Annotated in this window: 25 protein-coding genes; 22 read left to right on the top strand and 3 right to left on the bottom strand. The window is 46.2% G+C overall.

The features are described from left to right. Positions 1-30: 30 nt before the first annotated feature. The 8 genes from dnaK to thiI all read left to right on the top strand — a co-directional run bounded on the left by dnaK (position 31) and on the right by thiI (position 8,885). Positions 31-1,896, top strand: a complete 1,866-nt coding sequence (dnaK, locus tag BUA56_RS03860; protein ID WP_072849139.1) for a molecular chaperone DnaK — start codon at positions 31-33, stop codon at positions 1,894-1,896. An 86-nt stretch (positions 1,897-1,982) separates the two neighbouring features. Further along, on the top strand, positions 1,983-3,146 hold the full coding sequence (dnaJ, locus tag BUA56_RS03855) for a molecular chaperone DnaJ (protein ID WP_072849138.1): 1,164 nt from the start codon (positions 1,983-1,985) through the stop codon (positions 3,144-3,146). A 118-nt stretch (positions 3,147-3,264) separates the two neighbouring features. Next, positions 3,265-3,654 (top strand): VOC family protein, encoded by a 390-nt coding sequence (locus BUA56_RS03850; protein ID WP_072849136.1) that lies wholly within the window; start codon positions 3,265-3,267, stop codon positions 3,652-3,654. 125 nt (positions 3,655-3,779) lie between these two features. Continuing rightward, positions 3,780-4,700, top strand: a complete 921-nt coding sequence (locus BUA56_RS03845; protein WP_072849135.1) for an AEC family transporter — start codon at positions 3,780-3,782, stop codon at positions 4,698-4,700. Positions 4,701-4,777: 77 nt separating this feature from the next. Beyond that, positions 4,778-5,731: a 50S ribosomal protein L11 methyltransferase gene (gene prmA, locus BUA56_RS03840; RefSeq protein WP_072849134.1), complete on the top strand. Its 954-nt coding sequence runs from the start codon at positions 4,778-4,780 to the stop codon at positions 5,729-5,731. A gap of 8 nt (positions 5,732-5,739) precedes the next feature. Continuing rightward, positions 5,740-6,504 carry a 16S rRNA (uracil(1498)-N(3))-methyltransferase gene (locus BUA56_RS03835; protein ID WP_072849133.1) on the top strand — a complete coding sequence of 255 codons (765 nt, stop codon included), beginning with the start codon at positions 5,740-5,742 and terminating at the stop codon, positions 6,502-6,504. Between the two features lie 33 nt (positions 6,505-6,537). Beyond that, on the top strand, positions 6,538-7,692 hold the full coding sequence (locus BUA56_RS03830; protein WP_072849132.1) for a cysteine desulfurase family protein: 1,155 nt from the start codon (positions 6,538-6,540) through the stop codon (positions 7,690-7,692). 14 nt (positions 7,693-7,706) lie between these two features. Continuing rightward, the gene (thiI, locus tag BUA56_RS03825) at positions 7,707-8,885 is read left to right on the top strand and encodes a tRNA uracil 4-sulfurtransferase ThiI (protein ID WP_072849131.1); all 1,179 of its coding nucleotides are present in this window, start codon (positions 7,707-7,709) and stop codon (positions 8,883-8,885) included. Positions 8,886-8,974: 89 nt separating this feature from the next. Here thiI and BUA56_RS03820 read toward each other — a convergent pair whose 3' ends face one another. Further along, positions 8,975-9,208, bottom strand: a complete 234-nt coding sequence (locus BUA56_RS03820; RefSeq protein ID WP_072849130.1) for an HPr family phosphocarrier protein — start codon at positions 9,206-9,208, stop codon at positions 8,975-8,977. A 145-nt stretch (positions 9,209-9,353) separates the two neighbouring features. On the opposite strand from BUA56_RS03820, the gene mtaB reads away from it, so the two are divergent. The 10 genes from mtaB (at position 9,354) to BUA56_RS03770 (ending at position 16,773) form a co-directional block, all read left to right on the top strand. Then, the gene (gene mtaB, locus BUA56_RS03815; RefSeq protein ID WP_072849366.1) at positions 9,354-10,661 is read left to right on the top strand and encodes a tRNA (N(6)-L-threonylcarbamoyladenosine(37)-C(2))-methylthiotransferase MtaB; all 1,308 of its coding nucleotides are present in this window, start codon (positions 9,354-9,356) and stop codon (positions 10,659-10,661) included. A 72-nt stretch (positions 10,662-10,733) separates the two neighbouring features. Then, positions 10,734-11,009, top strand: a complete 276-nt coding sequence (locus BUA56_RS03810; RefSeq protein WP_072849129.1) for an IreB family regulatory phosphoprotein — start codon at positions 10,734-10,736, stop codon at positions 11,007-11,009. 3 nt (positions 11,010-11,012) lie between these two features. Then, positions 11,013-11,432: a Holliday junction resolvase RuvX gene (ruvX, locus tag BUA56_RS03805; RefSeq protein WP_072849128.1), complete on the top strand. Its 420-nt coding sequence runs from the start codon at positions 11,013-11,015 to the stop codon at positions 11,430-11,432. Between the two features lie 31 nt (positions 11,433-11,463). Continuing rightward, positions 11,464-11,733, top strand: coding sequence for a DUF1292 domain-containing protein (locus BUA56_RS03800; protein WP_072849127.1), 270 nt, complete (start codon positions 11,464-11,466; stop codon positions 11,731-11,733). Positions 11,734-11,789: 56 nt separating this feature from the next. After that, positions 11,790-12,248, top strand: coding sequence for a Fur family transcriptional regulator (locus tag BUA56_RS03795; RefSeq protein ID WP_072849126.1), 459 nt, complete (start codon positions 11,790-11,792; stop codon positions 12,246-12,248). A 34-nt stretch (positions 12,249-12,282) separates the two neighbouring features. Continuing rightward, positions 12,283-13,950, top strand: coding sequence for a ribonuclease J (locus BUA56_RS03790; protein ID WP_072849125.1), 1,668 nt, complete (start codon positions 12,283-12,285; stop codon positions 13,948-13,950). Positions 13,951-13,960: 10 nt separating this feature from the next. Further along, complete coding sequence (locus BUA56_RS03785; RefSeq protein ID WP_072849124.1) at positions 13,961-14,299, top strand: YlbF/YmcA family competence regulator; 339 nt, start codon at positions 13,961-13,963, stop codon at positions 14,297-14,299. A 16-nt stretch (positions 14,300-14,315) separates the two neighbouring features. After that, positions 14,316-14,864, top strand: a complete 549-nt coding sequence (locus BUA56_RS03780) for an endolytic transglycosylase MltG (RefSeq protein WP_072849123.1) — start codon at positions 14,316-14,318, stop codon at positions 14,862-14,864. Positions 14,865-14,884: 20 nt separating this feature from the next. Beyond that, positions 14,885-15,529 (top strand): O-methyltransferase, encoded by a 645-nt coding sequence (locus BUA56_RS03775; protein ID WP_072849122.1) that lies wholly within the window; start codon positions 14,885-14,887, stop codon positions 15,527-15,529. 11 nt (positions 15,530-15,540) lie between these two features. Further along, a complete protein-coding gene (locus BUA56_RS03770) occupies positions 15,541-16,773 on the top strand; it encodes a peptidase U32 family protein (protein WP_072849364.1) in 1,233 nt (410 codons plus the stop codon). Here BUA56_RS03770 and sigK read toward each other — a convergent pair. Together sigK and BUA56_RS23175 are read right to left on the bottom strand one after the other, a co-directional pair. Next, positions 16,747-17,373: an RNA polymerase sporulation sigma factor SigK gene (gene sigK / locus BUA56_RS03765; protein ID WP_072849121.1), complete on the bottom strand. Its 627-nt coding sequence runs from the start codon at positions 17,371-17,373 to the stop codon at positions 16,747-16,749. The two genes, BUA56_RS03770 and sigK, sit on opposite strands and share 27 nt — an antisense overlap. A gap of 167 nt (positions 17,374-17,540) precedes the next feature. After that, positions 17,541-17,687, bottom strand: a complete 147-nt coding sequence (locus tag BUA56_RS23175; RefSeq protein WP_167594271.1) for a hypothetical protein — start codon at positions 17,685-17,687, stop codon at positions 17,541-17,543. A gap of 317 nt (positions 17,688-18,004) precedes the next feature. On the opposite strand from BUA56_RS23175, the gene BUA56_RS03760 reads away from it, so the two are divergent. The 4 genes from BUA56_RS03760 (at position 18,005) to codY (ending at position 23,689) form a co-directional block, all read left to right on the top strand. Beyond that, the gene (locus BUA56_RS03760) at positions 18,005-19,543 is read left to right on the top strand and encodes a YifB family Mg chelatase-like AAA ATPase (protein WP_072849119.1); all 1,539 of its coding nucleotides are present in this window, start codon (positions 18,005-18,007) and stop codon (positions 19,541-19,543) included. 89 nt (positions 19,544-19,632) lie between these two features. Next, the gene (gene dprA, locus BUA56_RS03755; protein ID WP_072849362.1) at positions 19,633-20,517 is read left to right on the top strand and encodes a DNA-processing protein DprA; all 885 of its coding nucleotides are present in this window, start codon (positions 19,633-19,635) and stop codon (positions 20,515-20,517) included. A gap of 33 nt (positions 20,518-20,550) precedes the next feature. Then, on the top strand, positions 20,551-22,632 hold the full coding sequence (gene topA / locus BUA56_RS03750) for a type I DNA topoisomerase (protein ID WP_072849118.1): 2,082 nt from the start codon (positions 20,551-20,553) through the stop codon (positions 22,630-22,632). A gap of 268 nt (positions 22,633-22,900) precedes the next feature. Next, complete coding sequence (codY, locus tag BUA56_RS03745; protein ID WP_072849116.1) at positions 22,901-23,689, top strand: GTP-sensing pleiotropic transcriptional regulator CodY; 789 nt, start codon at positions 22,901-22,903, stop codon at positions 23,687-23,689. The last annotated feature ends 256 nt before the right edge of the window (positions 23,690-23,945 follow it).

The raw sequence follows: 23,945 nt of genomic DNA, 5'->3' as shown, positions 1-23,945 counted from the left end.
AAAAGACTTAGATTCAGGAGGGAATAAATTATGAGTAAAATCATTGGTATTGACTTAGGTACAACAAACAGCTGTGTAGGCGTAATGGAAGGCGGCAAGCCGGTAGTTGTTGCCAACGCAGAGGGAGCAAGAACGACACCATCTGTCGTAGCATTTACAAAAACAGGAGAGAGATTAGTAGGTGAGCCCGCAAAGCGTCAGGCAGTTACCAATGCCGATAAAACCATATCTTCTATTAAGAGACATATGGGAACTGACTTCAGGGTAACCATCGACGACAAGAAATACTCCCCTCAGGAGATTTCTGCTATGATTCTGCAGAAGTTAAAAGCAGACGCAGAGAATTATCTGGGTGAAAAAGTAACGGAGGCAGTTATTACGGTTCCTGCATACTTCAACGATGCTCAGCGTCAGGCAACAAAAGACGCTGGCAAGATTGCAGGCCTTGATGTAAAGCGTATTATCAACGAGCCGACAGCAGCAGCCTTGGCATATGGTCTTGACAACGAGAAAGAGCAGAAAATAATGGTATATGACCTGGGCGGCGGTACGTTTGACGTTTCTATTATAGAAATCGGCGACGGTGTTATTGAGGTTCTGTCTACAGCCGGCAACAACAAACTGGGCGGAGATGACTTCGATCAGATGGTAGCTGACTACATGATCAGTGAATTCAAAAAGGCAGAAGGCGTGGATTTGTCAAACGATAAGATGGCTCTTCAGAGAATTAAGGAAGCTGCAGAAAAGGCGAAAAAGGAGCTTTCCTCTGCAACCACAACCAATATTAACCTGCCGTTCATCACTGCTACCGCTGATGGACCAAAGCATTTCGATATGAACCTTACAAGAGCTAAATTTGACGAACTGACACATGAACTGGTGGAAAAGACGGCAGAGCCCGTGAGAAGAGCTCTTTCCGATGCCGGTCTGACCGCTTCTGAGCTGGGTCAGGTGCTGCTGGTGGGCGGTTCCACACGTATTCCGGCTGTACAGGATAAAGTAAGACAGTTAACCGGCAAAGAGCCAAGCAAGACATTGAATCCGGATGAATGTGTAGCTCTGGGTGCCTCCGTTCAGGGCGGCAAGCTGGCAGGAGATGCCGGCGCAGGCGATATTCTTCTTCTCGATGTAACTCCGCTGTCACTTTCTATCGAAACAATGGGAGGTGTTGCAACCAGATTAATTGAGAGAAATACAACCATTCCTACCAAGAAGAGCCAGATCTTCTCAACCGCTGCAGACAATCAGACAGCTGTTGATATTAACGTAGTACAGGGAGAAAGACAGTTTGCGAAAGACAATAAGTCTCTGGGACAGTTCAGACTGGATGGAATTCCTCCTGCAAGAAGAGGCGTGCCTCAGATTGAAGTAACCTTTGATATTGACGCAAACGGCATTGTAAATGTATCTGCTAAGGATCTGGGAACAGGAAAAGAACAGCATATCACCATTACTGCCGGTTCCAATATGTCAGACTCCGATATCGAAAAGGCCGTAAAAGAGGCTGCTGAGTTTGAAGCTCAGGATAAGAAGAGAAAAGAGGCAATTGATACAAAGAATGACGCCGATGCTTTTGTATTCCAGACAGAGAAAGCCCTGGAGGAAGCTGGCGATAAGATAGACGCGAATGATAAGACAGCGGTGGAGGCTGACTTAAATGCATTGAAAGAGCTTCTGGAGAAAACAAATGTGGAAGAGATGACAGAGGCCCAGGTTGCTGAAATTAAGGCAGGACAGGAAAAATTAATGCAGAGTGCTCAGAAATTATTTGCTAAGATGTACGAGCAGACACAGCAGGCCGGCGGTGCCCAGGCGGGCCCCGGACCAGACGCGGCAGGCGGAGAAGCCGGTTACGATGCAGATGATGTAGTTGACGGCGACTACAGAGAAGTATAATATAGATACGGGTATAGAGTGAGACACAGCGGGACCTGCGAGGACCTGCTGTGTCGCTTCAAGTCAGATAGAAGGGAAACATAAGTATGGCAGATAAGAGAGATTATTATGAGGTTCTGGGCGTGGACAAAGGGGCTGATGAGGCTACCATAAAAAGTGCGTACCGGAAGCTTGCCAAAAAGTATCACCCGGATATGAACCCTGGAGACGCGGAAGCTGAAAAGAAGTTTAAGGAAGCCACAGAAGCCTATGGCGTTTTAAGTGATCCTGAGAAAAGGAGACAGTATGATCAGTTCGGCCATGCTGCCTTCGATCAGGGAGCCGGCGGTGGCGGCGGATTCGGCGGATTTGATTTCGGCGGCGGAGATATGGGAGATATCTTCGGAGATATTTTTGGAGATTTATTCGGCGGCGGACGGAGCAGAAGGCCCAACAACGGTCCCTCCAAAGGGGCAAATGTACGCGCTTCTGTGCGTATTACCTTTGAAGAGGCTGTATTTGGCTGCGAAAAAGAACTGGAATTAACCCTGAAGGATACCTGTTCGAAGTGCAGCGGCAGCGGCGCTAAGCCGGGAACTTCCCCTGAGACTTGTCCGAAATGTAACGGACAGGGGCAGATTGTGTATACACAGCAGTCTATGTTCGGCATGGTACGGAATGTACAGACGTGTCCGGAATGTAATGGTACCGGCAAGGTGATCAAGGAGAAATGTACGGACTGCCGGGGAACTGGTTACATCGCAAACCGCAAGAAGATTCAGGTGTCTGTACCTGCGGGGATTGACAATGGGCAGAGTATTCGCATCCGTGAAAAAGGCGAACCAGGCAAGAACGGAGGCCCCAGAGGGGATCTGTTAGTGGAGGTACAGGTAAGCCGTCATCCTATCTTCCAGCGTCAGGATATGAATATTTTCTCTACCGCGCCTATCACCTACGCTCAGGCAGCCCTGGGAGGAGAGGTGCGTATCAGCACGGTAGACGGGGATATCATGTATGATGTAAAGCCGGGAACGCAAACCGACACGAAGGTGCGGTTAAAAGGAAAAGGCGTGCCCTCTCTGAGGAATAAGTCGGTCCGCGGGGACCACTATGTTACACTGGTGGTGCAGGTGCCCACCAAGCTCAACGAGGAAGCAAAAGAGGCTCTCCGCAAGTTTGATGAAGCCTGCGGCAATAAGCCTGCGGGAAAACCAGCAGAAAAGAAAAAGAAAGGCTTTATGGAAAAACTGAAAGAAAGTCTGGAAGAATAAATGCAGGGGTACAGTCTGACAGGCTGTACCTTTTTTTGCTCGGAGACGGAATGCGGTCGTATTTTGTTTCAGGTGGTGCTATAATAGTCTTATAGGTGAGCAGAAGGAGGTTTTATCCATGACAAGAGAACTGAAAGGCGGCCATATCGGCCTGATGACAAATGATATGGAAGGGACATTAAAATGGTACACCGAGACACTGGGATTCCGGAAAACAGGGGAATTTGTGGCTCCTGACGGAGCTGCTATCTGCTTTATCCGGAACGGGGAGATTACCTATGAATTAATCCAGCCGCCGGTTGAGCTTCCCCAGGAAGCCTGCAGTAAGGTGGATCACTACTGTTTTGAATCAAAAGATATTGAAAAGGATTTTGAAGAGTGCAAAGAGAAAGGCTGCCGCTTTACCACAGACGGTATTATGGAGGCCCCCTTCTGGGAAAAGGGGATCCGCTTTTTTAAGATTGCCGGCGCATCCGGAGAGGAATTGGAATTCTGCCAGATTTTATAAAAAAGATTTGACTTTTATATCTGAGAGAAGATATAATTAAATGCAGTATCAGAACTCTTATAAGACTTTATTCTGAAGTCTTTAGGAGTTCTTTTTATGGAGAGAATACGGAAGGATATAAAAAAATGAGTTTTTCACTTGTACTTGGCCAGATGGTTATGATATTTATTCTTATGATGATAGGCTTTTTCTTTTTTAAGCAAAAGCTGGTGAGTGAACAGGCTGCAAAGGATATTTCGGTGATGGTTGTAAATCTGTGCAGCCCTGTTCTTCTAATAAGCAGTGTCTCCAGGGAATCCTCCGTCACTCAGCATAATGTACTCGTCTTTACTATTGTCACGGTTCTGTCCTTTGCCGTACTGATTCTGCTGGGACATTTGATATCTGCTCTTCTTTTGGTCCCCAAGCCGAGAAAAAGTGATTATATGATGATGACTATATTCGGCAACGTGGGGTTTATCGGTATTCCTGTGGTCTCCGGACTTCTGGGACAGGATGCTCTGATCTATGTGGCAATCTATAATCTGGCTTTTAACATTCTGATCTATACATACGGAATCTACATTATCAGAAAGGATATGGAAGGCGAACAGGGCGGGTTCCGTCTGAAATCCTGTATTAATCCGGGAACCATAGCCAGCCTGATTACCATTATCATTTTCTGGTTTCATATACCGGTTCCCAATGTGGCCGCCCAGCTGCTGAACTATGCCGGGCAGCCTGCTACTTTTTTATCTTTGTTTGTGATAGGAACCTCACTGGCGCAGATGAATCTGCGGGAGGTGGTTTCCGATGTAAGGCTTTTGCTGTTTACCCTTCTGCGTTTTGTGGCGGTGCCTATTTTAGCGGTGCTGATCTCTAAGCTAGTGTTAAAAGATGAGATGATGCGGGGGGTTCTGGCACTTATGATTGCCGTGCCGGTGGGTAATCTTCCGGCGATGCTGAACAAACAATTCGGGAAAGATGATTCCGTGGTAGCAAAAGGCATTGTCTACACTACAGTTTTATCAGTTTTGACAATAACTGTAACCTGTATGTTCCTGTAAGAAAGGCTATACATTTGCCCTGTTTTATGATAAAACAGAAAGTAGGCGAAAAGTACGGATAAAGAAAGAGGTATTATATGAAATGGAATAAATTCACTGTTAAAACAACCACAGAGGCTGAGGATCTTGTCATCTCGGCACTGGTAGATCTGGGAATTGAAGGGGTGGAGATTGAGGACAAGCAGCCGCTGACGGAAGAGGACAAACAGCGGATGTTTGTGGATATTCTGCCTGACTTTCCGGAGGATGACGGGGTCGCGTATCTGAGCTTTTATCTGGAGGAGGATGCAGACACAAGTTCTGTTCTGGAACGTGTAAAGAGAGAACTGGAGGACATGCGCGCTTATACGGATATCGGAGAGGGAAGCATTGCTGCAAGCCAGACGGAAGATAAAGACTGGATAAATAACTGGAAGGAATATTTTAAACAGTTTTATGTGGATGATATTCTCATTATACCCTCCTGGGAAAAGGTGAAGGAAGAGGACAAGGATAGGCTGATCATCCACATAGATCCCGGGACTGCTTTTGGAACGGGGATGCACGAGACCACGCAGCTGTGTATCCGGCAGCTGAAAAAATATGTGACAGAAGAGACAGAGCTTCTGGATGTGGGGACAGGCAGCGGTATTCTGTCTATTGTGGCACTGAAGCTGGGGGCGAAGCATGCGGTAGGAACTGATCTGGATCCCTGTGCTGTGCCGGCAGTAGAAGAAAACAAAGAGGCAAATAATATCCCGACAGACGCATTTACCATGATGATCGGGAATCTGATAGACGACAGAGCAACCCAGGATGCCGTAGGGTATGAAAAATATGACGTTGTCACGGCGAATATCCTGGCCGATGTGCTGGTTCCCCTGACCCCTGTTATTATAAACCAGATGAAACAGGGGGGGATTTACATTACCTCAGGCATTATTGAGGACAAAGAAGCAGTTGTGGTAAATGCGGTGAAGGAAGCCGGCCTGGAAGTGCTGGAGGTAACCCGCCAGGGAGAGTGGGTATCCGTGACAGCCAGAAAGAATTAGGTGGGAATATGCATCGTTTTTTTGTAGAGCCTGAACAAGTAGGCCAAGAGGAGATTACCATCATAGGAAATGATGTGAATCATATGAAAAATGTGCTCCGTATGAAGCCTGGAGAAATCATTGGGATCAGCGACGGCTCCGGCATTGAGTATACTTGTGAGATCCTGGAGCTGAACAAAGAGGTAAAGACTAAAATTCTCACATGCCTGGATGCAAGAAGAGAACTGCCGTCCAGAATTACACTGTTCCAGGGACTGCCAAAGTCTGACAAGATGGAATGGATCATTCAGAAAGCGGTAGAACTGGGGGTGTATGAGATAATTCCGGTGGCTACAAGAAATACGGTGGTTAAGCTGGATAAAAAGAAGGAAGAGAATAAGAGGAAGAGATGGCAGGCAATAGCTGAGAGTGCGGCCAAGCAGTCTAAGCGGCTATATATCCCCCGGGTGGGAGCACTTATGTCTTTTCCCCAGGCGGTGAAAAGGGCCTGTGATATGGAGGTAAGACTGATCCCTTATGAACTGGCTGAGAATATGGCTGAGACAAGAGAGATCATTGCCGGAATACGTCCCGGCCAGTCAGCGGCTGTCTTTATCGGGCCAGAGGGAGGATTCGGGGAAGAAGAGATCGCCATGGCCATGGAGGCCGGAATGCAGCCTATTACCCTGGGAAAACGGATCCTGCGGACGGAAACGGCGGGAATTGCAGTACTGTCTGTTCTGATGTTTACCCTGGAAGGGGAACCGGCGGCAGCTGAAAAAAGCAGGGAGTGACAGGAACGTGGGGTGAAACTTGGAGGAAATAAAATGGAAGCTTATTTAGATAATTCAGCTACTACCAGATGCTATGAGAGTGTCAGGGATGTGGTGGTGAAGACGATGATGACTGATTACGGGAATCCCTCTGCCATGCATGCCAAGGGAGTAGAGGCAGAACAGTATGTAAAGAACGCAGCCCAGAGGGCAGCCAGGGCTATGAAGGTACAGGAAAAAGAAATATATTTTACTTCCGGGGGGACGGAGTCCGACAATTGGGCCCTGATCGGTGCGGCCATGGCGAATCAACGGCAGGGAAAGCACATTATCACCACGGCAGTAGAGCATCCGGCGGTATCAGCTCCCCTGGCCTATCTGGCAGAGCAGGGATTCCAGGTAACTGTACTGCCGGTGAACCGGATGGGGATAATATCCCTAAAGGATCTGGAGGACGCCCTCCGGGAGGACACCATTCTGGTGTCTACTATGTTTGTGAATAACGAAATAGGCTCCCTGCAGCCTGTGGAAGAAATCGGAAAGCTGTTAAAAGATAAGGCGCCGGGGGCAGTATATCATGTGGATGCTATACAGGCTTTCGGCAAATACCGTATATTCCCCAAAAAACTGGGGGTGGATCTGCTGGCGGTGAGCGGTCATAAGATTCACGGCCCGAAGGGGACCGGCATTTTATATATCAATGAGAAATGCAGGATACGCCCTCTGATACTTGGAGGAGGGCAGCAGAAGAATATGCGGTCCGGAACAGACAATGTTCCGGGGATTGCAGGACTGGGAGCTGCCGTGGAAGAAATATACCGGGACTTTGACCGTAAAATCGCAAAGCTGTATGAGCTGAAGGCATATTTCAGGGGACAGCTGGAAGGGATTCCGGATGTGGTGATCCACGGCATGGACACACAGCAGGGTGCTCCCCATATTGTAAATGCAAGCTTTCTGGGAGTCCGCAGCGAAGTCCTTCTCCATACACTGGAGGAAAAGGGGATATATGTATCTGCGGGGTCTGCCTGTTCCGCACATAAGCGGACGGGGAGCCCAACCTTGTCGGCAATGGGAGCGTCAAAAGCGGAAATGGAATCTGCGGTGCGCTTCAGCTTCTCAGAATTTACCACGCAGGAAGAACTGGAGTATTGTCTGGAGGCCCTCAGGGAAGCCGTTCCCATGCTTCGCAGATATGCCCGTTATTAATAAAGGAGAATACTATGTTTAAAGCATTTTTGATTAAATACGCAGAGATTGGAATCAAGGGAAAAAACAGATATCTTTTTGAGGACGCTCTGGTAGCCAGGATAAGGCAGGTGCTCAGGGAAGTAGAGGGGACGTTTAACGTAACCAAGGAACAGGGGCGTATCTATGTCTTTGCAGAGGGTGCGTTTGACTATGAGGAGACTGTGGAGGCTCTGAAGCGGGTGTTTGGAATCTTCGGAATCTGTCCGGTTGTGGTGCTGGAGGATAACGGCTATGAGGAACTGGCAAAAGAGGTTGTCTCTTATATGGACCGCATGTACCCAGATAAGAAGAAAAGCTTCAAGGTCAATGCCAGAAGGGCAAAGAAAAGCTATCCTCTCAACTCTATGGAGCTGAACTGCGAACTGGGAGGGGCTGTTCTGGACGCATTTCCGTCTATGCGGGTGGATGTGCACCATCCGGAGATTATGCTGAATGTGGAAATCCGCAGTAAGATTTATATATATTCAGAGATTATCCCCGGGCCGGGAGGAATGCCCATTGGAACCAACGGGAAGGCAATGCTGCTTCTCTCCGGGGGAATTGACAGTCCGGTAGCGGGCTATATGATCTCCAAAAGAGGGGTGAAAATTGATGCTGTATACTTTCATGCGCCTCCCTATACCAGTGAGCGAGCCAAGCAGAAGGTAGTAGACCTTGCCCGCCTGGTAGCCAGGTACAGCGGTCCCATTCAACTGCATGTGGTGAACTTTACAGATATTCAGCTCTACATCTATGAAAAGTGCCCTCACGATGAGCTGACTATTATAATGAGACGCTATATGATGAAGATTGCGGAGCATTTTGCCGGGGAGAACGGATGCCTGGGACTGATTACAGGGGAGAGCATCGGACAGGTGGCCAGTCAGACCATGCAGAGTCTGGCAGCTACGAATGAAGTCTGCACTCTGCCGGTGTACCGCCCTGTGATTGGATTTGACAAACAGGAGATCGTGGATGTATCTCTGAAGATTGGCACGTATGAGACTTCTATCCTTCCCTACGAGGACTGCTGCACCATTTTTGTGGCAAAACACCCGGTTACCAAACCGAATCTTAATATTATAAAGCGCTCAGAAAAGAATCTGGAGGAAAAGATTGAGGCTCTCATGGAAGAGGCGATCCGTACCACAGAAGTGATTTCCGTAGAATAATGCGGGGATACAGACAGAAAAAAACGGCCTCTGCAATGCAGGGCCGCATTCTGTTTTGTCTGTTCTCTGGTTTGTATAGAGCAGAGAAATTAAATCATGTAAGGTTTTAAAGTCTCTAAAATAGTATCCAAAGGTCCTTCATTTGCGTGGATATTCAAATCGATCGGCTTGGATAAATCTAAGCTGAAAATACCCATAATTGATTTAGCGTCGATTACGTATCTTCCGGATACTAAATCAAAATCAAAGTCAAACTTAGTAATGTCGTTAACAAATGATTTTACTTTATCGATAGAATTTAATGAGATCTGAACAGTTTTCATTGGAATCCCTCCCTTATGTATTAGTACTGTTTACAGGGATAATCTTACCGTCTATACTGGGAAAAGTCAAGATGAAAACATACAAAGATGAAAAGCAGGATTCGTCAAGTCGCATAATAAATGGAAAATGTTAGGAATAGAAAATATGGAAAAAAAAGTTGCCCTGCACAACCTGGGCTGTAAAGTAAATGCATATGAAACAGAGGCTATGGAGCAGATGCTGGAGGAGGCGGGATACCAAATCGTGCCTTTTGCTCCAGGGGCAGATATTTATATTATCAACACCTGTACTGTGACTAATATAGCCGACCGCAAATCCCGGCAGATGCTTCACAAAGCCAAGAAAATGAATCCGGATGCCATTGTAGTGGCAACGGGATGTTATGTACAGGTGGGAAAAGAAAGGCTGAAAAAAGATGACGCCATTGACCTGGTGGTGGGCAATAATAAGAAAAAGGATCTTCTGTCGATTCTGGACGCCTATATCCAGGGGAAGGCTGGGGACGGGGATGAAGTTCTGGATATGAAGGAGGCACTGGAGTATGAAAATCTTCAGCTTTCTCAGACCGGTGAGCATACCAGAGCCTATCTCAAGGTTCAGGATGGATGCAATCAATTCTGCAGCTACTGTATCATCCCCTATGCCAGAGGCAGGGTCAGAAGCAGAAACAAGGAAGAGGTTTTGGCTGAGGTAAACCGTCTGACGGCCAACGGGTATCAGGAATTTGTTCTGACCGGTATCCACCTGAGTTCCTACGGGATCGACTGCGGGGACAGTCTGCTGTCTCTGATACAGGCCGTACACAGTATAGAAGGCGTAAAGCGTATCCGGCTGGGTTCCCTGGAGCCGCGGATTATAACGGAGGATTTTGCCCGGGCACTGGCGGACATGCCCAAGATATGCCCTCATTTTCATCTCTCCCTGCAGAGCGGCTGTGATGAGACGCTGAGGCGGATGAACCGTCGGTACAGTGCCGGGGAGTACCGGGAAAAATGCGGGCTTTTGCGGCAGGTATTTGATAACCCTGCCCTGACTACAGATGTGATCGTGGGATTTCCGGGAGAGACAGAAAAAGAATTTCAGGAGTCCCGGGAGTTTATAGACGGCATTCGGTTCTACGAGACACATATTTTTAAATATTCCAGGAGAGAGGGAACCCGGGCGGCGGTTATGGAGAACCAGATTCAGGAAGCCGTAAAAGCACAGAGAAGCAGGGATTTAATTGCGCTGGGAGAACTGCACCAGAGGGAATATATGGAATCCTTTTTGGGAAAAGAAGTGGAAATTTTGTTTGAGGAAACAGTAAGTATCCAGGGGAAGAGCTTCTGGACCGGTCATACAAGGGAATACATCCGGGCAGTGGCAGAGACAGATCAGGACTTGGAGAATGTGATAGCCAGGGGAACCGTTCGCGGTTTTTCGACAAAAGATACAATTATTTGTGAAATATAGTAGAAAATATCCATTGAATTCTGTGTAGTTTTATATTAGAATAAAAGAAAGTTTAGGTAAGGGCGTGAAAATATGGCAAACAATAATATTAGCAATACACAATATTTCAAAGTAAAAACAGAACCGGAGATCCAGGTAAAAGAGATTCTGGATCTGGTATATAATGCGATGGACGAGAAAGGTTACAATCCGGTTAACCAGATCGTTGGCTACATTATGTCCGGAGATCCCACTTATATTACCAGCCACAAAGGTGCCAGAAGCATGATTATGAAGGTGGAAAGAGATGAGCTGGTTGAAGAGCTCCTCAAGGAGTATATCAAGAATAAATCCTGGAAACGAGATTAATCTATGAGAATTATGGGACTTGATTACGGTTCAAAAACCATAGGGGTAGCTGTCAGTGACCCCTTAGGTTTGACTGCCCAGGGAATCGAAACCATTCATCGCAAGGACGAGAATAAGCTTCGCAAGTCCCTGGCGCGGATTGAAGAATTGGTACGTGAATATGAAGTAGAAACCATTGTGTTAGGCTTTCCTAAAAATATGAATAATACCGTTGGGGACAGGGCTGTCAAATCTCTTGAGCTAAAAGATGTTCTGGAGAGAAGGACAGGCCTGCCTGTTGTGATGTGGGATGAAAGGCTGACGACAGTGGAGGCGAATCGGACGCTGATGGAGAGCGGGGTTCGCAGGGAAGACCGCGGCAAATATGTGGACAAGCTTGCCGCTGTATTTATTTTGCAGGGATATTTAGATTCCCTTAGCTAAAACTTAATATTGTGAAGAAAGGATGTCAGGTATGGAGACCATTATATTTGACGGAGACGACGGGATTCAGCTGGAATTCGGTATTCTGGAACAGACAAGAGTAAACGGACATAACTATCTTCTGGTAGTAGATCCGGACGAGGAAGACGAAGAAGAAGGAAGCGAGGCTTATATCCTGAAGGATATCTCTGAGGAAGAGGACGAAGAGGCCTGCTATGTATTCGTAGAGGACGACACGGAGTATGACGCCGTGTTTAAAGTTTTTGAAACTATGTTAGAAGATGTTGAATTTGTGAAATAATAATAAGTGAACAATGCACTTTATTCTACGTAAAAGTGAAGGTAAGAGGTGAGAACGTGACAGACAGCCAAGAGTTTGCAGAGATTTTAAGAAAAAACGGGTTGAAAGTAACCAACCAGAGACTACGGATATTGGAAGTGCTGGCTGGCTGTCCCGATCGGCACCTGACAGCAGAAGAAATTTATGATCTGGTAAAAGCAGAATTTCCTGAGATAGGACTTGCTACGGTTTACCGGACCATTCAGATTTTATTAGATTTGCATTTAATTGATCGGATTAATCTGGATGATGGATGTGTGCGGTATGAGATTGGCCAGGATAAAGGCCGGGACAGACACCACCACCACCATCTGATTTGTATATCGTGCGGAAAGATTATCTCACTGGAAGATGACTTTCTGGAACAATTAGAGGAGCATATCAGGGATTCCCTTGGGTTTACCGTAACGGATCACGAGGTGAAGCTTTTTGGATATTGCAGAGATTGTACGAAAGAACAGAATAAAGTAGAATGAGGTGCCAATTATATCATATGACGGAGGAATCATTTTGAAAAAAAAGAATAATGGCACAAGCTTGAAAATAATACCCCTGGGCGGGCTGGAACAGATTGGTTTAAATATGACTGCCTTTGAATACGAGGACAGCATTGTGGTAGTTGACTGCGGACTTTCTTTTCCGGAGGATGATATGCTGGGAATCGACCTTGTGATCCCGGACGTGACGTATCTGAAGGATAATATTCAGAAGGTAAAAGGATTTGTGATTACCCATGGGCATGAGGATCATATAGGGGCGCTGCCCTATATATTAAAAGAAATTAACGTTCCTATCTATGCGACAAAGCTTACCATAGGACTGATAGATAATAAATTAAAAGAGCACAACCTGCTGAAAACAACCAAGAGAAAAGTGATCAAACACGGACAGTCCATCAATCTGGGGGCTTTCCGCATTGAATTTATTAAGACAAACCACAGCATCCAGGATGCATCTGCTCTGGCCATCTACTCCCCCGCGGGGATCGTGGTGCACACAGGCGACTTTAAAGTGGATTATACGCCGGTGTTCGGGGATGCTATTGACCTGCAGAGGTTTGCCGAGATCGGAAAGAAGGGCGTGCTTGCTCTTATGTGTGACAGTACCAACGCGGAACGGCCGGGATTTACCATGTCGGAGCGCACCGTGGGACGCACCTTTGACAATATATTTTCAGAACACAAGAATACCAGGATTATCATTGCCACGTTTGCGTCCAATGTAGACAGGGTGCAGCAGATTATTAATTCTGCTTATAAGTTCGGCAGAAAAGTGGCGGTAGAGGGACGCAGCATGGTAAACGTTATTACCACAGCTTCTGAACTGGGCTATCTGAAGATCCCGGACAAAACGTTGGTTGAGATTGATCAGATTAAGAATTACCCGGATGAGCAGATGACGCTGATTACCACCGGCAGCCAGGGAGAATCTATGGCGGCTCTGTCCCGTATGGCAGCCAGTATTCATAAAAAGGTATCTATAAAACCAGGTGATACTATTATATTCAGCTCGAATCCCATCCCCGGGAACGAAAAGGCAGTATCAAAGGTAATCAACGAACTTGGGATGAAAGGGGCGGATGTTATCTTCCAGGATGCTCATGTATCAGGACACGCCTGCCAGGAAGAAATTAAACTGATCTATTCTCTGGTGAAGCCCAAGTATGCTATACCGGCGCATGGGGAATACCGTCACCTTAAGGCACAGGCTAAGGTGGTTGAGCAGCTGGGGATAGATAAGGACAATATTTTTATTCTGTCTTCAGGAGATGTTCTGGAGGTAAGCGATGACAAGGCGGAAGTGACGGGAAAAGTGCATACAGGAAGTATCCTGGTAGACGGCCTTGGCGTGGGAGATGTAGGAAATATTGTGCTCAGAGACCGCCAGCATCTGGCTGAGGACGGCATCATTATCGTAGTTCTCACCCTGGAGAGAAGGAGTAATCAGCTGCTTGCTGGTCCGGATATTGTGTCCAGAGGATTTGTCTATGTAAGGGAATCGGAGGACCTGATGGGAGAGGCCAGAGTTGTTGTGGAAGATGCCCTGGACGTTTGTCTGGATAAAAGAATCTCCGATTGGGGCAGAATAAAAGGAGTCATCAAGGATTCCCTTGGTGAATTTGTATGGAAACGCACAAAGAGAAGACCGATGATCCTGCCCATTATTATGGAGGCTTAGAGGTGATAAAATGAGTTTGATAGAAACCTGTACGGAAAGGCTGGCAGCAGCCATCCGCACCGGTGATGTTTATAAACGCTACAAAAAGGCGCTGGATGAACTGAAGCTGATGCCGGAAGAAAAAGCAAAAATGGATGAATTGCGAATTCTGAACTATCGTATGCAGAATGAGGAAAAGGACATTGATCTGTACGAGGCCATTGATCAGGTGGCGGAGCGTATGGATGAACTGCTGGAGATCCCTCAGGTGAGAGAGTTCCTTTTGGCGGAACAGGCCCTCTGCAGGCAGCTGCAGAATATAAATGCAACGATTCACCAGGGGATTGAAATCGACGTGCCGGATCTGTAAAAGTAAGGAGAATGTTATGGCTAATAGAATGAGAGACGATGGACATGGAGTAGCTATCGCAGGTGGGTTTTTCAGAATTCTTCTGTATGTCTGTGTGATATTCGCAATCATATATGTAGGTAAAACTGCTTACAGCTTTGGATACGATATCTTTAATCAGGTACCTGTGTCTCAGGGGGAGGGAAAGGATGTTACTGTGGTGGTAAAAGACGGAACATCTGTATACAAAATAGGTAAAATCCTGAAAAATAAGGGACTGATTGATGATGCGAAGGTTTTTGTGGTACAGGAAAAGCTGTCAAACTATAAGGATAAACTGCAGGCCGGGACTTACATTCTGAACACGTCCCAGACCGCAGATGAGATGATGGCGATTCTGGCCCGTGAGAATACGGAAGGCCAGCCTGAACAGGAAGACAAAGAGGAAGGCGGCACAAAGGACGAGGCGGACAAGACTGCGGACGAGAATCTGGAAAAAGTAAGCCAGGATCCTCAGGACGGAGACGATACCCAGGGCGGTGAAGGCGACTCTGGGGAAGAGGGGGCTGAAGAAGGCCAGGAATAAGCAGGATGGGAGACTGACAGATGATTGTAGAGGAGAGAATGGCTGCCTATATAAATTCCCTGGACAGAGGGAATACCCCATTTTTGGACCAGCTTGAGATAGAGGCGGTCCAGAATCGTGTCCCGATTATCCGTAGGGAGATGCAGAGCTTTTTAAAGGTGCTGCTTCTGTCCCTTCGCCCTCTGAACATATTGGAAGTAGGGACTGCGGTAGGGTTTTCCGCGCTTTTGATGAGCGAATATGCTCCACAGGGCTGCCGGATTACAACCATAGAAAATTATGACAAACGAATTCCCATAGCCAGAGAGAATTTCAAAAAGGCAGGAAAAGAGGATGTGATTACTCTTTTGGAGGGTGATGCGGCAGATATACTGAGAGATCTTGATGATAGGTATGATCTGATATTTATGGATGCTGCTAAGGGTCAATATATTCACTTTCTTCCTGAGATTCTCAGGCTTCTGCGCACTGGAGGAGTCCTGCTCTCAGACAATGTGCTTCAGGACGGAGATATCATTGAATCCCATTTTGCCGTGGAGAGGAGAAACCGGACCATCTATAAACGGATGCGGGAGTATCTCTATACATTGAAACATCATGAACAATTGGAAACTGCCATCCTTCCTCTGGGGGATGGCGTAACTATGAGCACAAAAATTAAATGAGTGATAATGCAATGAAAAAACCAGAATTATTAGTGCCTGCCAGCAGTCTGGAGGTATTGAAAATAGCCGTGATATACGGTGCGGATGCGGTGTATATCGGAGGGGAAGCCTTCGGACTGAGGGCAAAGGCTAAGAACTTTTCCATGGATGAAATGAAAGAGGGCATACAGTTTGCCCATGATCATGACGTAAAGGTTTATGTGACAGCCAATATCCTGGCTCATAACCATGATCTGGAAGGGATCCGCTCATACTTCCGGGAGCTTAGGGAAATCAGACCGGATGGGCTTATAATAGCCGATCCCGGTGTGTTTATGATCGCCGGGGAAGTATGTCCTGAGATCGAGCGGCATATCAGCACCCAGGCGAATAACACCAATTACGAGACCTATCTGTTCTGGCATAGGCTGGGAGCAAAACGGGTGGTATCGGCCAGAGAACTGTCTCTGGAGGAGATCAGGGGGATTCGCAGCCGGATTCCAGAGGAACTGGAGATTGAGACCTTTATACACGGTGCAATGTGCATCTCCTATTCCGGGAGGTGTCTGCTCAGCAATTACTTTACCGGACGGGATGCCAATCAGGGAGCCTGTACCCATCCCTGCCGGTGGAAATATTCCATTGTGGAGGAGACAAGGCCAAATGAATATATGCCTGTCTACGAGAATGAACGGGGTACTTATATCTTCAATTCAAAAGATCTCTGTATGATTGAACATATGGAGGATGTACTTACCTGCGGAATCGACAGCTTAAAGATAGAGGGCCGGATGAAGACAGCCCTCTATGTTGCAACCGTAGCCAGAACCTACAGGAAAGCAATTGATGATTATTTTTCAGATCCCGCTTTGTACCGGGAACATATGCCTTGGTACCGGGAGCAGATCTCTAACTGTACGTACCGTCAGTTCACCACAGGTTTTTTCTACGGAAAGCCTGATTCTGATACCCAGATTTATGACCAGAATACGTATCTGAAAGAGTATACGTATCTGGGATATGTGGAAGGAGTGGATGGCCGCGGGCTCTGCCGGATTACCCAGAGAAATAAATTCTCTGTAGGGGAAACCATTGAAGTCATGAAACCGGACGGCAGAAATATTTCTGTGCAGGTCAGATCCATTCTGGATGAGGAGGGCAGTCCCCGGGAAAGTGCTCCCCATCCAAAAGAGGTGTTATATCTTGATCTGGGAATAGAACTGGATCCATACGATATCTTAAGACGGCAGGAAGAATCTGCGTAATTTCAGAAGGGCATTTTTTTCTATTCTAGAGACGTAAGAGCGGCTGATATTCAGCCGCTTTGCTATTTCCCGCTGGGTATACTCTTCCTCTCCAAACAGGCCATAGCGAAGCTTTACCACCTCGTATTCTCTGGGGGTCAGAACAGACTCAATCAGCTCATATAATTTTTTTACATCTTCTTTGAATGTATAGGTATCTACTACATCTACCGGAACATTTTCTATAATGTCCAGCAGATGAATTTCATTGCCTTCCTTATCTGTGCCAATGGGTTCATAGAGGGAGACTTCTTTGGACGTCTTTTTGCGGGAGCGGAGCATCATCAACAGCTCATTGTCAATACACCTGGCCGCATAGGTAGAAAGCCTGTTGGCTTTATTGCTGTCAAAAGTTTGTATTGCCTTGATGAGCCCTACGGTTCCTATGGAAATCAAGTCATCCAAATCTTCATCTATTCCCTGATACTTCTTCACAACATGTGCAACAAGACGTAAATTTCGTTCGATAAGAACATTTTTAGCTTCCAAGTCGCCCCCCTGGTATCTCTGAAGATAATATTTCTCCTCTTCTACGGTAAGGGGCTTAAGAAATGTCTTCAAAAAGGTTACCTCAAAGGGATTTGTTTATAGTCTATGTGAGAGAAGAAGATTTTGTGCTTTTCCATCTGAAAAGGGCGAAAAAGGGGACGTGTTCTTTCTAGAAAGAACACGTCCCAAAATAGGATCGGCCTGTCCCAAAATGAGTATGACCTGTCCCCAACGGGGTTTTAGCTTTGTTTATCCTGCTGATAAGCTACCAGTACAATGTCTTTGTCTGTCTTCTGACTGATTTCCTGTTCCAGACGGTTGATCATGGAATTATCGGACTCAGTAATATCTGCCACCTGGTATCCTGAATATTCTTTTTTATCCATTTGAAACACCTCCTTTTGATGTAGTATGTGAAAAAAGAGGTAAAATTATGTTTTTAATTTCAAGGTGCAATTGACATGGCATAAATTTTGTGACAAAATATAAGAACCTTTTATTTAAACTTCTGTATTTTCGGGACACTTCGTCCAAGTTTATCCTTTACTAATCATTACTATAGAAAATAATAAGTTTCTTTCTTTTTGTCTCTGCGTTTCTGCAGCAGGCATATCTTTTTCTGTTCAGATTTGTCAAAGAAATATTTCCAAGGTATAAGTGAATTGTATTTGAGCCTGTGGAAAGGCTCGGAGAGGAGTTAAGTATGTTCAGCAGTGTATTGTCGGCAGCTATTATGGGAGTAGAATGTTTTCCGGTAAGGGTGGAGGCAGATGTGAGTGACGGGCTTCCTATGTTTAATATGGTGGGATATCTTACTTCCCAGGTGCGGGAGGCTCAGGACAGAGTGAAGACTGCTATGCGCAATATGGGGATTGCGCTTCCCCCAAAAAGGGTGACGATTAATCTGTCGCCTGGTGATCTGCGAAAGGATGGCCCCGCCTTTGACCTGCCTATTGCGGCAGCCATCCTGACTGCTCTTGGGTATCTGGAGGAGGTCATGGTAAAGGATGTTTTGATTGTAGGAGAATTGAGTCTGGACGGCTCCGTACACCCGGTATCCGGCATTCTGGCTATGGTGGATAAAGCGAAGGAGATGGGCTGCAGGGCCTGTGTACTTCCAAAGGAAAACTGGAGAGAGGGTCAGATTATCCAGGGAATACCAGTAGCCGGCGTCAGCACCTTAAGAGAAACCATAGAAATGCTTCGCAGCGGCGATTTTGAGCGTTTTCAGCTAGAAAATCCTGTCGGTGAGGTATTTTACCGGGAACCGGAATATTCTCTTGATTTTGATGAAATACAGGGACAGGAGGCTGTGAAAAGGGCGGCGGTTGTGGCTGCTGCAGGATTTCACAATTTCTTGATGATAGGTCCCCCCGGGGCAGGAAAGACAATGGTGGCAAGACGGCTCCCTACGATTATGCCTCAGCCGTCTCTGGAAGAATGCATAGAGATATCAAGAATTTACAGTATTGCAGGCCTTCTCCCGGCCGACAGCCCTCTGATGGCTGCCCGCCCCTTCCGGGCGCCCCATCATACGCTTTCTCCCCAGGCTTTGGCCGGAGGAGGCAGAATTCCTCGTCCGGGAGAAATTACTTTGGCTCACAGGGGGATTCTTTTCCTGGATGAATTGACAGAGTTCTCCAGAGTCAGCCTGGAGATTCTAAGGCAGCCTCTGGAAGACAGACAGATCTCAATCGCAAGGGCAATGGGGAGCTTCTGCTTTCCTGCCAATTGTATGGTGGTTGCTGCCATGAATCCATGCGGCTGCGGCTATTTCCCGGATATGAACCGCTGTACCTGCCGGCCTGGGGACATCAGTAAATACCTTCGGAAGATCAGCGGCCCTCTTTTGGATCGGATGGATATCTGTGTGGAGGCAGGAGCAGTGGAGTATCAGGATATTGCGGTAAAACGAAAAAAGGGGCCGTCCTCTGCTGAACTTCGTAAAGAGATTACAAGGGTACATAAGACGCAGGAGGAGAGGTTTCGGGGGACAGAGATACGTTTCAACTCACAAATTCCCGGCTCAGAACTTGAAACCTACTGTCCTGTGGAAAAGCAGGGCAGAGAACTTTTAGAAAAAGCGTATAAAAAGATGAATTTTAGTATCAGGGGCTATCATAGAATCTTAAAAACAGCCCGTACGATAGCAGATTTAGAGGGAGAAGAAATTCTTTTAAAAAGCCATATCAGTGAGGCAATCTGTTACAGGAAGGCTGACAAGAAATATTGGAAAATTTAATTGCCAAAGTAAAGAGAGGATATACCGCCATGTTCCCAGAGGCAGAGAGAAAAGGGACCTGGGGTATAAAAATCAGAATAGGAGGAATTATGGAGAATACGGGAGAAAAAGAAGTTATCTGTTATCATAAACTTCACAGGGAGTATCCCAGGCGCCTGCTGCATTACGTTGATATGCCGCCCCGGCTGTTTGTAAGAGGAGTGCTACCCAGAGAGGACAGGGCCACCGTGGCCATTGTAGGGGCGAGAATGTGCAGCTATTATGGTCAGGTGCAGGCGTTTGAATATGCAAAAGCTCTGAGTCAGGCTGGGGTTCAGATTATTAGCGGCATGGCCCGGGGGATAGACGGCCATGCGCACCGGGGAGCACTGGCGGGAGGAACCCCGACTTTTGCTGTTCTTGGCTGCGGCGTAGATATCTGCTATCCCAGGTCAAATTATGATTTATACAAAAAAATCCCTGAACAGGGAGGGCTGCTGTCAGAACTCCCGCTGGGATATGAACCCCTGCCCCGGAATTTTCCTCTTCGAAACCGTATAATCAGCGGGCTGGCGGACCTGGTGCTGGTTATAGAGGCAAAAGAGAAAAGCGGCTCTTTGATTACCGCGGACTTTGCACTGGAGCAAGGGAAGACAGTATATGCCCTGCCGGGCCGTGTGAGCGATGAGCTAAGCTATGGATGCAACCGCCTGATAGAGCAGGGGGCGGGAATTGCCTGTTCTGTGGAAAGCCTGTTGGAAGAACTGGGAATTTCCCCGGGAAAAAGCGACAAATTGCTAATAAAATCACAAATAAGACTTGAAAGTCAGAAAAATATGGTGTATAGTTGTCTGGATTTACAGCCCCAGAATCTGAATCAATTATTAGAAAAAATACCTCTGTCTCCAGAGGAAGTTATGGGGATTCTTCTGGAACTTCAGCTAGAGGAACTAATAGTGGAACCGATGAAAAACTATTATGCCAAAATAAAATAAATGAAATGGACCGAATACCGGAGGAGGTAAGGAATGGCGAAGTATTTAGTGATTGTGGAGTCGCCTGCAAAGGTAAAAACAATCAAGAAATTTCTTGGTTCAAATTATGAAGTGGCTGCATCAAACGGCCATGTGCGTGACTTGCCCAAAAGTCAGCTGGGAATTGATGTGGAACATGATTTTGAACCTAAGTATATAACGATCCGAGGAAAGGGAGAACTGCTGGCAGGACTGAGAAAGTCATCCAAAAAGGCTGACAAAGTGTATCTGGCAACTGACCCGGACCGTGAGGGAGAAGCGATCTCCTGGCATCTGTCTAAGGCATTGAATCTTCAGGATGAGAAGATGCGCCGGATTACATTTAACGAGATTACAAAAACAGCGGTAAAAGCTTCTATAAAAGAGGCGAGAGATATTGATATGAATCTGGTGGATGCCCAGCAGACCAGAAGGATCCTGGACCGAATGGTAGGTTATAATATCAGTCCTGTCCTCTGGGCGAAAGTCAAAAGAGGTTTAAGTGCCGGCCGTGTACAGTCTGTCGCCCTTCGCATCATCGGTGACAGGGAAGAAGAAATAAACGCTTTTATACCGGAGGAATACTGGTCTCTGGAAGCTTCCTTCAAAGTCAAAGGGGAGAAAAAGCCCCTGGTAGCTAAATTTTACGGCAGTGAGAAAAAAAAGATGGAGATCCATTCCCAGGAGGAGCTGGATAAGATCTTAAAAAATCTGGAAGGGGCAAAATACCAGGTAGCCGAAGTTAAAAAAGGCGAGCGTACCAAGAAAGCACCCCTGCCGTTTACCACCAGCACCCTTCAGCAGGAGGCTTCAAAAGCGCTCAACTTTTCTACCCAGAAAACGATGCGTCTGGCCCAGCAGCTATACGAGGGGATTGATATAAAAGGAAACGGCACCGTAGGTATTATTACTTATCTGCGTACAGATTCTACCCGTATCTCTGAGGAGGCCGATCAGCTGGCAAGAGAGTATATCACGGATCAGTATGGAGAAATGTATGCAGCGAAGAAAGAAGAGAATGGCAATAAAGGGAAGAAGATTCAGGATGCTCACGAGGCAATCCGCCCCACAGATATTACCAGAACCCCTGCTGCCATGAAAGAGTCCCTGTCCAGGGATCAATTCCGCCTGTATCAGTTGATTTGGAAAAGGTTTACAGCCAGCAGAATGCAGCCGGCCAAATACGAGACAACGTCTGTAAAAATTAAAGGCGGAGACTATTACTTTACAGTAGCCGCATCAAAACTAAAATTTGATGGTTTTATGGCCGTCTATGTGCAGAGCGATGAGGAAAAGCCGGAAAATAATCTAATGATGAAGAGCCTGGATGAGAACACGGAGCTTTCTCTGGAGAACTTTGACGGACAGCAGCACTTTACGCAGCCCCCTGCCCATTACACGGAGGCATCTCTGGTTAAGACGCTGGAGGAACTTGGAATCGGGCGTCCCAGTACTTATGCCCCTACGATAACCACAATTATAGCCCGCCGCTATGTGGCAAAGGAGAACAAGAACCTTTATATTACAGAGTTGGGAGAAGTGGTGAATAATATCATGAAGCAGGCTTTTCCCAGCATTGTGGATGTGAACTTTACCGCTACTTTCGAAGAACTTCTGGATAAAGTCGAAGACGGCAGTGTATACTGGAAAACCGTAATCCGCAATTTTTATCCTGATTTGGACGAGGCAGTAAAGGCAGCCGAACAGGAATTGGAACAGGTAAAAATAGAAGACGAGGTGACGGATGTTATCTGTGAAGAATGCGGCCGAAACATGGTAATTAAGTACGGCCCTCACGGAAGATTTCTGGCGTGTCCCGGCTTTCCCGACTGCCGGAATACAAAACCGTACCTGGAGAAAATTGGAGTTCCCTGTCCCAAGTGCGGGAAAGATATTGTCCTGAAAAAGACGAAAAAGGGTCGTAAGTATTATGGCTGTGAAGATAACCCGGAGTGCGATTTTATGTCCTGGCAGAAGCCATCCAAAGAGAAGTGTCCCAACTGCGGAGGCTATATGCTGGAAAAAGGAAACAAACTTTTGTGCGCGGATGAGCACTGCGGCTATGTAACGGAGAAGCCAAAGGAGGAAAAGGAATAGACGGCTAAGCTGCTGTAATCGGTTTAAAATACCATACAGCAGCTGCTTTTTGGATAAAAATCCTTTTTTGATTTGCATGATTATCCATAAATTTTGTGTTATTGGCTTCACCAGGTTTTGAAACTGAGGAATTATCAGAAAAAAAGTTAAAAAAGTATAAATCCGTTGGCGACGACATTGATTTGCCGCCAATTGTATGATAGAATAAAGCAAATGGGAGAATTTTATTTTATTACTCATATTTAGGACAAAAGAAAGGAGGTTCAGCATGAGCGTACAACTATTGGATAAGACGAGAAAGATAAACAAATTGCTGCACAATAATAATTCCTCAAAGGTATTATTTAACGACATCTGTGAAGTTATGGTAGAAACACTGGAGTCGAATATTCTGGTACTCAGCAAAAAAGGTAAGGTGCTGGGCGTAGGACTGTGCGAGGGAGTAGAAGAGATTACAGAGCTGATTGAAGACGAGGTGGGAGGCTTTATTGATACTCTCCTGAATGAGAGATTTCTGGGAGTGCTGTCTACGAAAGAAAACGTAAATCTTCAGACTTTGGGATTTGAAGGGGAGCATGTAAAACAATACATGGCTATCATTAACCCAATTGACATTGCCGGGGAACGCCTGGGTACTGTTTTTATGTACAGAAGCGGTAAGCAGTACGATATTGAAGATATAATCGTGAGTGAATACAGTACCACTGTGGTAGGACTTGAGATGATGCGTTCCGTACATGAAGAGAATGCTGAGGAAAATCGTAAGATACAGGTTGTCAAATCTGCATTCAGTACACTGTCATTCTCAGAACTGGAAGCTATTATTCATATTTTTGACGAGCTGGACGGGGATGAGGGAATTCTGGTGGCCAGCAAGATTGCAGACAGGGTAGGCATTACACGGTCTGTGATTGTAAATGCGCTCAGAAAGTTTGAGAGCGCGGGCGTTATTGAGTCCAGATCCTCAGGAATGAAGGGAACCTATATCAAGGTGCTCAATGAAGTTATATTCGATGAGCTGGAAGAGATTAAAAAACGGAAAATAGTTAAAAAATAATGCTTGTTTTGAACTATAAAAGGAGCTGTTAGGTATCTGCAGTTCCTTTTTTATGTTATTTTGCTGCTGCCTTTGCCGCGGAAAAGAAAAAATGTTTAATTTCTTCTTAAATGGCATAGGATAAAGATGGAATTATAAAATAAATATAAAATCAGGTAAAATTTAAGAAAGTGAGAAAATGAGAGAAAACACGAGATAAAAAGAGATAACAAGAGAATAGATGCTATAGAATCTCTTTCAGAAACTTGCAGATTTT

The organism is Lactonifactor longoviformis DSM 17459 (genome assembly GCF_900129135.1).
GTDB lineage: Bacteria > Bacillota > Clostridia > Lachnospirales > Lachnospiraceae > Lactonifactor > Lactonifactor longoviformis.
Note: the sequence above shows the minus strand (reverse complement) of the source record. Positions and strands in the feature narration are given on the sequence as shown.